This is a genomic window from Accumulibacter sp. (assembly GCF_016789985.1).
GTDB lineage: Bacteria > Pseudomonadota > Gammaproteobacteria > Burkholderiales > Rhodocyclaceae > Accumulibacter.
In genome coordinates this window covers 1-8,427 of sequence record NZ_JAEUOL010000147.1, presented here as the reverse complement: position 1 = coordinate 8,427, position 8,427 = coordinate 1, and the positions used below count along the sequence as shown (strand labels likewise).

Sequence of the window (8,427 nt, the reverse complement as noted above, 5' to 3'; positions counted from 1 at the left end):
TGCCGAAAGCCGCCCGCTGGCCTGCACTGGTTCGCTACATCGTCGACAAAATCATCGCAGTCAAACCCAAGATGCCGCGGCACACGGCCCTGGCCCCTCCTGGTCTGGCTGCCGCAATGGGCTAACAGAGGAATTTAGGATGATCAGGAAACAGACTACTCCTGCAGCCTGCCGGCGATCGCTTCCTGCCCACGGGGTGCCGATCGACCAGACCAAACCCGCCCCGACCGACCAGCGGGGTGGTGCAGCCCATGCGGGTCGGTGATCTTGCCGGGGGGCGATCCGGCGAACCCGGCAGGAGGTCAGAATTCGACTCGCGACGACGCGCCGCAAGAAGCAATCCGTCGTATATTGAAGCATTACGTGTCAAGTCGATGACCAGACGCCCAACCAGACCGACCCGCCCCAGCCACCGGCGGCAGGTCTGGAGAACTACGCGGCATTCTTGCCGGTCACCATGAAACCGATCGACCTCCTCAAGGCTCCCCTGCACCTGCTCTCACTGGCCAGTCGGGCAAAGTCCTTTGCCGATAACCCGATCATCGGGTCGCCGCGCTTCAATCGCTGGGGCCTGCATCGCTACCGTATCGCCCTGGCCGACCGCATGGCCTGGTCTCGCCGCTGCCGTCTGGCCAGGCAGCTTTCCGCCGATGATGTTCAGGCTTACGCACGCGACGGCCTGATCATCAAGCGCGACTTCCTGCCATCCGAGGTCTTCGGTCGGGTGCGCGACGAAGCGCATGCGCACCTCGCGGAAGCGCGCGAGATGCGTCAGGGCCGGACAGTCACCCGGCGGGTGACCCTCGATCCGGTCGACGCACGGCAACTTCCCCACTGCGTGGTTGCGGCCAACGACCCGCGCCTCGCCCATCTGATGCGTTATGTCGCCTCACACGATGTGACGCCGCTGATGTACCTGCAGATCATCATCGTTGACCCCGAACGCGGCGCACAGGATCCGCAGACGGCACTGCATCTCGATACCTTTCATTCGATCGCCAAGGCGTGGCTGTTTCTGCAGGACGTCGGCGAGGACGACGGTCCACTGGCCTATGTCCCCGGGTCGCACCGGCTGGACGACAAGCGACTGGCCTGGGAGTACCAGCAATCCCTGACGGCTGCGTCAGCCCGCAACGTCTACCATGCCCGTGGTTCGTTCCGTGCGGGCAAGGACGATCTCGACCGGCTCGGCCTGGGGCCGGCGGTCAGGCTCGCGGTGCCCGCCAACACCCTGGTGGTGGCCGACACGCACGGGTTCCATGCACGTACCCCGTCGCCACGTCCAACTCTGCGCATGGAGATCTACGGAACCTTGCGCTGGAACCCCTATGCGCCCGATTGGGGACCCGACCCGCTTGGCTGGCCGGGAATCGTCTCGCGCCGGGCAAGCTTGCTGGATCAGGCCGCCGACATGGCGGCCCGCCTGGGCCTCACCGGCAACAGCTGGCCGAAGGTCGCCGCACGACGCATGGACAGCCCGCAGGTCGGCAGTCCCTCCCGCTGAGGTCAGGTCCGGGAGAAACTTTTCTGGTCTCCCTCTCGCCCCGGCAGGCTGCAGTGGCCATGTCGCAGCGGCCTCAGCGCCGAACGCCGACCTTCCAGCCGTCCCTGGTTCTGGCCAGATACTGGACGGTGACCGAGTGGGGGTCATCACGCGCCTCCAGCACGGCAGTGTCGCCGTTCACCTCGACCTTCTCGATCTGCCGGCGACGCGCCTCGCCCTGCGCTCCGCTGCGCATGCGGTCGAGAAACTCCTGGAAACCTGCCTCGCCAAAGGTTCTGGCCATGCCTTGCAGATCGTCGACCTTCTCGGCGGTCATGTACGGACGCGCGGCATCGAGACCGCCGGCGATCAGCGCCTTCTCGTAAGCGAGAAAAGCGTCGGCCTGCGGCGACTTCTGCGCCCGCACACCGGTCAGGGTCTGCGCACAGGCGGCGGGAGTGAGCAGGGCCATGGCGAAGAGCATGACACTCAGGCGAATCATCGGTTTCATCAAGGTCTCCTCTGTTGTGGTTGCTCCTCGATCACCGTGCGGCGATTCTTCACTCATCGGTGATCCCGATCGGCAGTGCAGTATGCACGCATTCCGGTCGATCGCGCGCTCCGACGCGGTGGCGCCGCCGGTGCGCAACTTCGCGGCGGGACATCGGCCTGGTTCGCCCCATCTTCCCGCCGCTCATTCCGGACGATCCAGCTTGGTCGACAGGACGATGGTCGAGAAGGTGTCGAGCACCCCCTTGATCGCCCGGATCTTGTCGATCACCGCGTCCAGTTCATGCGTCGATTCGGTGGTCAGGATGGCACACAGATCGTAGCGGCCACTGATCGAGTAGAGCTTGACGATTTCGTGCCGCCGCCTCAGTCCGTTGATGACATCGTATTCAGTCTTGGAATCGCTCGAGATCAGTACCATCGCCCGAATGGTCGAATCTTGTTGCGACGCCTTGGCGCTCACCGTGTAACCGGTAATGACGCCTTTATCTTCGAGGGCTTTCAGGCGTAGCTGCACGGTACTTCTCGCACAACCGAGGGATTTCGCCAGTGCGACGACCGGCAGACGGGCATTGACTTTCAGCAGCGCGATCAGCCGCTGATCGAGAGAATCAAGGGTGGCTGCCATTCGAATTCCTCCAGATTGACCGGAACTCAGTCATTATGACTGATCCGCTGCCACGATTTCATCCACTCTGCAGGTTTTTGTCGGCGCAACTCATCCCTAGACTGCGTCCCTGTCGTCACCTTGAACGACCAGCAGTCAATCGCACCGAAGGAGGAAAACAAGATGTTGCAGACAGTCGAATTCAATACCCAGAACAAGCTGCTCACCCGCGAAGCACTGGACGCTTACGATCCCGCAGCCGAATCCTGGCAGAAACAGTTTTCCCGTCGCTACACGCACCACTGCGAACTGAACGGCCTCCTCAACCACGTCGAAAACGTCGATGACACCGTTTACCGGAAGTTTGCGGTATCGATCACGCCTTACATGGCCCAACTGATGGATCGCGATGATCCGCAGTGCCCGATCCGTCTGCAATACCTGCCGACCTTCGCCGAGGAAACCAGACCCGGCTTCGCGACGATGCTCGATCAGCTCGGCGAGGAAGGCGACACCGTCCCGGGCACGAGCATCGTGCATCGTTATCCGCGTCGTGTGCTGTTCCTGGTTTCCAACACCTGCGCCACACTCTGCCGCTTCTGTACCCGCAAGCGGATGGTGTCGCAACCCGCCGGATCGGTGCACCGGGATGAAATCGAGCGTTCGATCGACTACATCGCCGCCAACACCCGGATTCAGGATGTATTGCTGTCGGGCGGCGACCCGCTGACCTTCACCGACGACCGGCTCGACACCATCCTCGGCGAGATCCGCCGGCGCGCGCCGCACGTTCGCTTCCTGCGCATGGGATCACGCATGCTCGTGCAACTGCCGACCCGGATCACGCCGGAACTCTGTGCCGTGCTCGAAAAACACCGCCTGCAGATGGTCAATACGCACATCAACCACCCGAAGGAGATCACCCCGCTGCTGCGCGAGCGCGTCAAGATGCTGCAGAAGGCCGGCATCATGATGGGGTTGCAAACCGTCTGCCTGAAGGGTGTCAACGACGACGTCGAAGTGATGCGCGAACTTTTCCTGCAGGCGATCGAAATGGGTATCCGTCCCTACTACGTCTACTCCACCGACATGGTCGAAGGCGCCCATCACTTCATCGTCCCGCATCAGCGCATGCTGGAACTGTACGAAGGTCTGCGCGGCTGGATCAGCGGCCCGGCGGTGCCGACCTTCATCGTCGATGGTCTGGGCGGCCTCGGCAAGCTGCCGATCATCCCGAGCTACGTCAAGGAAGTGGAGCTGCCGGATGGATCGGGCACCACGGTCCAGTGTCGCAACTACGCCGGCAAGACGGTCGAAATGCCGGGTCTGGGCCGCGATTACGCGCTGCCGACGCACAGCAACTGATACTTCGCAGATCCGGCCCGGCCGGACCTGCCTGGCGACTCCCACCTTTTCGAGATACTGGCAGACCCGACAACATGAAACATGGCTCTCCCTACGGCACGCATCGCGTGCTCGAACCGCAAGGCGTGCTGCCACAAGGCGCGTGGAAGATCGACAACACGATGGAGATCTACGACAACGAGATCCTGATCGACGTTGCCGCCTTGAACATCGACGCAGCGAGCTTCACTCAGATCAAGCAGGAGGCGGCGGGCGATCCGGGAAGGATCGAAGCCATCGTGCGCGGCATCGTCGAGCAGCGCGGCAAGCACCACAATCCGGTCACCGGTTCGGGCGGCATGCTGATCGGCCAGGTCGCCAGGATCGGCCCGGCACTGGCGGGCAGGCTGGAACTGAAGCCTGGCGACCGCATTGCGACACTGGTGTCGCTCTCCCTGACGCCCTTACAAATCGCCACGATCAGGAAGATTCACCTCGACCGTGAGCAGATCGAAATCGAAGGTCAGGCCATCCTGTTCGAGAGCGGCCTCCACGCCAGGCTGCCCGACGACATTCCCGAGAAGGTCGCGTTGGCGATGCTCGACGTCGCCGGCGCGCCGGCCCAGACGGCCCGCCTCGTCGCTCCGGGCGACCGCGTGGTGATCGTCGGTGCTGGCGGCAAATCGGGCACGCTCTGCGTCTACGAAGCCAGGAAACGCGCCGGCCCGGCGGGCTGCGTGATCGGCGTGTCGCCGCTCGCCAGAGACTGCGAACGGATGCGCGAACTCGGCTGGGTCGATCACGCCGTGCAGGTCGATGCGACCGACGCACTGGCCATGCTGGAAGCCATCTCGGAGGTGACTGATGGCCGTCTGGCCGACGTCGTGATCAACTGCGTGAACATCCCGAATACTGAAATGGGCAGCATCCTGGCCACCCGCGACCGGGGCCGGATCTATTTCTTCTCGATGGCGACCAGCTTCACCGCCGCAGCGCTCGGCGCCGAAGGGGTCGGCAAGGATGTGGACATGATCGTCGGCAATGGTTACGCCAGGGACCACGCGCTTTACGCGCTGTCCCTGCTGCGCGAAAGTCCCAGACTGCGCCGGCTGTTCGAAGAGCGGTACGTCTGAGTGTCGATGCGGCCGAATCCCTTGTCCAGAAGCAAAACCGACGCGATGATCCCGGGCACCCTCTGGGAGCAGGTGCGCCGGCGCCGGATGAAAACGCTGGCGGTCATCGGGATGACCAAGAACACCGGCAAGACGGTGGCCTTGAATCACCTCCTGGCCTGTGCCGCACAGGCCGGCGTCGATACCGGCGTGACCTCGGTCGGCCGCGATGGCGAAGAGCACGATCAGGTGTTCTTCATTGCCAAACCGCCGGTGCTGGTCCGCTCCGGAAGCGTGGTTGCCACTGCCCGCGACACGCTGCTGCGCTCCCGTGTGGGCTGGAAGCTGCTCGCTCAGACCGGCGTCGACAGCCCGATGGGCGAGATCCTCATCGTCCGCGCGCTGCAGCACGGCGCGATGGAGATTGCCGGTGCCTCACGCGGTTCCGACCAGCAACAGATCATCGCGCACCTGCAGCAGTTCGGCTGTGCCCTGGTCCTGCTGGACGGTGCGCTTGGTCGCAGCCACCACGCCTCGCCTGCCCTCGCCGACGGGATGGTCCTGGCCACCGGCGCCGCGCTCGGTGGCGGCGTTCACGACGTCATCCGCAAGACGCGCGACCGGCTGGCGATTCTCGGCATCCCGGCGGCCGACACCGCGATCGTAAGACTGTGCAGCGAAGTTTTCGCCAAGGGGGGCGTCGGCATCTGGGATCACGCCGGGGTTGCCGTTTTCCGCGCCGAAATGGCGACGCTCAACGCCGCCTCGACGCTCCTGGGCCTGGCCGACCGGCAATTCGGCACACTGGCCGTCAGCGGCGCGGTGGGCAAAGCCCTCTGGCGGGCGATCGGCACACTGCTCGAACGACACCCCGGTCTGACCCTGGTGGTCGCCGACGGCACCAAGCTGTTCATCGAACAGGCCGATGTCGCAGCCTTCCGCCAACGTGGCGGCAAGCTGCTGGCCTATCGGCGCATCAACATCGTCGGCATCACGCTGAATCCCTTTTCGCCGCTGGGTGGTCATTTCGTCGCCGAAGAGCTGCTCGACGCAGCTCGCCGGGCCTTTCCCGCCTACCCGGTGACCGACGTGATGCTCGAGCACGCATTCACCACAACAGGAGTTTCCTGATGGCGCAACTGCATCTGGATCAGGCACAAATCGACCGCGCCCGCAACTCGGCGCGCCGCATCGCACGCAGGGTCTTCGAGCAAATGAACCGATTCACGACGACCACGGTCGAGCGCGCAACACTGCGCCTGCTGGGGGTCGACGGCGTCGATGAGAACATGGTACCCCTGCCCAACCGGCTGGTCAGCCATCTGCAGGAGCAGAAGCTGTTGTCACACGGCGCCGCCGCCGTCGTCGCCGGTGCGATGAGCGACCACAACTGGACGGCACGGCAGGTGGCCGAAGCAGTCGTTGCCGGCAGACTGGTGCTGGACCGCCCGCGTGACGAAACGGCCGCCCGCGCCGCGGCCGCCGCCGAGGCGCGCCGGATGTGCGCGCACATTGCCCGGCAGCGCGCACGGCGCGACGCCGGGATCGGATCGTGCGGCGAAAGCCGCACGCCCTGGCTCTATCTGATCGTCGCCACCGGCAACATCCACGAAGACGTGATTCAGGCCCGCGCCGCCGCCGAACAGGGCGCCGACATCATCGCGGTGATCCGTTCGACCGGCCAGAGCCTCCTGGACTACGTGCCCTACGGTGCCACCACCGAAGGCTTCGGCGGCACCTACGCAACACAGGAAAACTTCCGCCTGATGCGCGCCGCACTCGACGAGGCCGGCAGCAAGGTCGGCCGCTACATCCGCCTGACCAATTACTGCTCGGGTCTGTGCATGCCCGAGATCGCTGCCATGGGCGCCATGGAACGGCTCGACATGATGCTCAACGACTCGATGTACGGCATCATCTTCCGCGACATCAACATGCAGCGCACCTTCATCGACCAGTTCTTCTCGCGCATGGTCAATGCCTACGCCGGAATCATCATCAACACCGGCGAGGACAACTACCTGACCACCGCCGATGCCTGCGAAGCGGCGCATACCGTGCTTGCTTCACAACTGATCAACGAGCAGTTCGCCTGTCTGTCGGGTCTTGCCCCCGAGCAGATGGGACTCGGCCACGCCTTCGAAATCGATCCGGAACTCGAGAACGGCTTCCTCTGGGAGATCGCCCACGCGCAACTGGTCCGCCAGGTCTTCCCCGAGGCTTCGCTGAAATACATGCCGCCGACCAGACACATGACCGGCAACATCTTCAAGGGTCATGTCCAGGATGCCCTGTTCAACATCGTCAGCACGCTGACGCAACAGAACATTCACCTGCTCGGCATGATGACCGAAGCCATCCACACGCCATTCATTCAGGACCGTTTTCTTGCCGTGCAGAACGCAAAATACGTTTTCAACACCATGCGCGACCTGCACTCGGAAGTCGAATTCAGGCGCGATGGCCAGATCGAGCAGCGTGCGCAAAGGGTTCTCTCCGAGACCGAGCAGATTCTCGCCGAGATCGAGAGAATCGGCCTGCCGGCTGCGATCAGCCAGGGCACTTTCGCCGAGATCTCTCGCCAGCCGGACGGCGGCAAGGGACTGGATGGCGTGCTTGCCAAGTCCGCCGACTACTTCAACCCCTTCCCGAAGCTGATGCTGCAAGGAGATGACCGAGATGACTGAACAATTGATCAAGCCCTACGGCGACACGCTCGACGACGGTCGCGTCCAGCTTTCCTTCACCCTGCCCGTGACGCTCGATGAAACCGCCCGCGAAGGTGCCCGGCAACTGGCGCTGCTGATGGGTCTTGAAGAACCCGCCGTGGTGCACGCCGAGGACATGGGTCAGGACTTCAGCTTCTTCATCGTCTATGGTCAGTGCCGGCATCAGGTGGACCTGTCGAAACTCAAGGTTTCCAGGCCGGAATTCGCGACGCTCGACAAGGAAGTCATCAATCATCTGATCGCCGAGAAAATGGGCCGCAAGATGGTCGTGCTCGGGGCCTGCATCGAGACCGACGCCCACACCGTCGGCATCGACGCGATCATGAACATGAAGGGCTGCAACGGACACAAGGGTCTGGAGAGCTACCACGAGATGCGCGCCATCAACCTCGGTGCCCAGGTCGACTCGGAGGATCTGATCGCCCGGGCGATCGCGGAGAAGGCCGACGTGATTCTGGTGTCACAGGTCGTGACACAAAAGAACATTCACCTCGACAACCTGACCAGGCTGGCCGACCTGCTCGAAGCCGAGGGCCTGCGCGACCAGGTGATCCTGATCGTCGGCGGTCCGCGCATCAGTCACGAACTGGCCAAGGAACTGGGCTACGACGCCGGCTTCGGCAGCAAGACCTACGCCGAAGA

Annotated in this window: 8 protein-coding genes; 6 read left to right on the top strand and 2 right to left on the bottom strand. The window is 63.6% G+C overall.

Annotation, left to right across the window (positions count from 1 at the left end; all coding sequences use genetic code 11):
• The first annotated feature begins 457 nt into the window (after positions 1 to 457).
• Positions 458 to 1,504 (top strand): phytanoyl-CoA dioxygenase family protein, encoded by a 1,047-nt coding sequence (locus JNK99_RS08455; protein ID WP_291851356.1) that lies wholly within the window; start codon positions 458 to 460, stop codon positions 1,502 to 1,504.
• A gap of 73 nt (positions 1,505 to 1,577) precedes the next feature.
• Here JNK99_RS08455 and JNK99_RS08450 read toward each other — a convergent pair whose 3' ends face one another.
• Together JNK99_RS08450 and JNK99_RS08445 are read right to left on the bottom strand one after the other, a co-directional pair.
• Positions 1,578 to 1,994 carry a hypothetical protein gene (locus JNK99_RS08450; protein WP_291851353.1) on the bottom strand — a complete coding sequence of 139 codons (417 nt, stop codon included), beginning with the start codon at positions 1,992 to 1,994 and terminating at the stop codon, positions 1,578 to 1,580.
• 183 nt (positions 1,995 to 2,177) lie between these two features.
• On the bottom strand, positions 2,178 to 2,621 hold the full coding sequence (locus JNK99_RS08445; protein ID WP_291851349.1) for an Lrp/AsnC family transcriptional regulator: 444 nt from the start codon (positions 2,619 to 2,621) through the stop codon (positions 2,178 to 2,180).
• Between the two features lie 162 nt (positions 2,622 to 2,783).
• Between JNK99_RS08445 and JNK99_RS08440 the strand changes: the two genes are divergently transcribed.
• From JNK99_RS08440 to JNK99_RS08420, 5 genes are all read left to right on the top strand, one after another.
• Complete coding sequence (locus JNK99_RS08440; RefSeq protein WP_291851346.1) at positions 2,784 to 3,965, top strand: KamA family radical SAM protein; 1,182 nt, start codon at positions 2,784 to 2,786, stop codon at positions 3,963 to 3,965.
• A gap of 74 nt (positions 3,966 to 4,039) precedes the next feature.
• Entirely contained in the window at positions 4,040 to 5,077 is a 1,038-nt protein-coding gene (locus JNK99_RS08435) for a zinc-binding dehydrogenase (protein WP_291851342.1), read from the top strand.
• A 21-nt stretch (positions 5,078 to 5,098) separates the two neighbouring features.
• Positions 5,099 to 6,187 (top strand): hypothetical protein, encoded by a 1,089-nt coding sequence (locus JNK99_RS08430; protein WP_291851339.1) that lies wholly within the window; start codon positions 5,099 to 5,101, stop codon positions 6,185 to 6,187.
• The gene (locus JNK99_RS08425) at positions 6,187 to 7,743 is read left to right on the top strand and encodes a lysine 5,6-aminomutase subunit alpha (RefSeq protein WP_291851337.1); all 1,557 of its coding nucleotides are present in this window, start codon (positions 6,187 to 6,189) and stop codon (positions 7,741 to 7,743) included. Before JNK99_RS08430 ends, JNK99_RS08425 begins: the two co-directional genes overlap by 1 nt.
• The coding region (locus JNK99_RS08420) for an OAM dimerization domain-containing protein (protein WP_291851334.1) at positions 7,727 to 8,427 on the top strand (701 nt) is incomplete at its 3' end. The genes JNK99_RS08425 and JNK99_RS08420, both read left to right, overlap by 17 nt.

Excerpts from the sequence above, each read along its gene's own strand:
- JNK99_RS08455 (WP_291851356.1), top strand. The coding sequence starts at position 458 with ATGAAACCGATCGACCTCCTCAAGGCTCCCCTGCACCTGCTCTCACTG.
- JNK99_RS08450 (WP_291851353.1), bottom strand. The coding sequence starts at position 1,994 with ATGAAACCGATGATTCGCCTGAGTGTCATGCTCTTCGCCATGGCCCTG.
- JNK99_RS08445 (WP_291851349.1), bottom strand. The coding sequence starts at position 2,621 with ATGGCAGCCACCCTTGATTCTCTCGATCAGCGGCTGATCGCGCTGCTG.
- JNK99_RS08440 (WP_291851346.1), top strand. The coding sequence starts at position 2,784 with ATGTTGCAGACAGTCGAATTCAATACCCAGAACAAGCTGCTCACCCGC.
- JNK99_RS08435 (WP_291851342.1), top strand. The coding sequence starts at position 4,040 with ATGAAACATGGCTCTCCCTACGGCACGCATCGCGTGCTCGAACCGCAA.
- JNK99_RS08425 (WP_291851337.1), top strand. The coding sequence starts at position 6,187 with ATGGCGCAACTGCATCTGGATCAGGCACAAATCGACCGCGCCCGCAAC.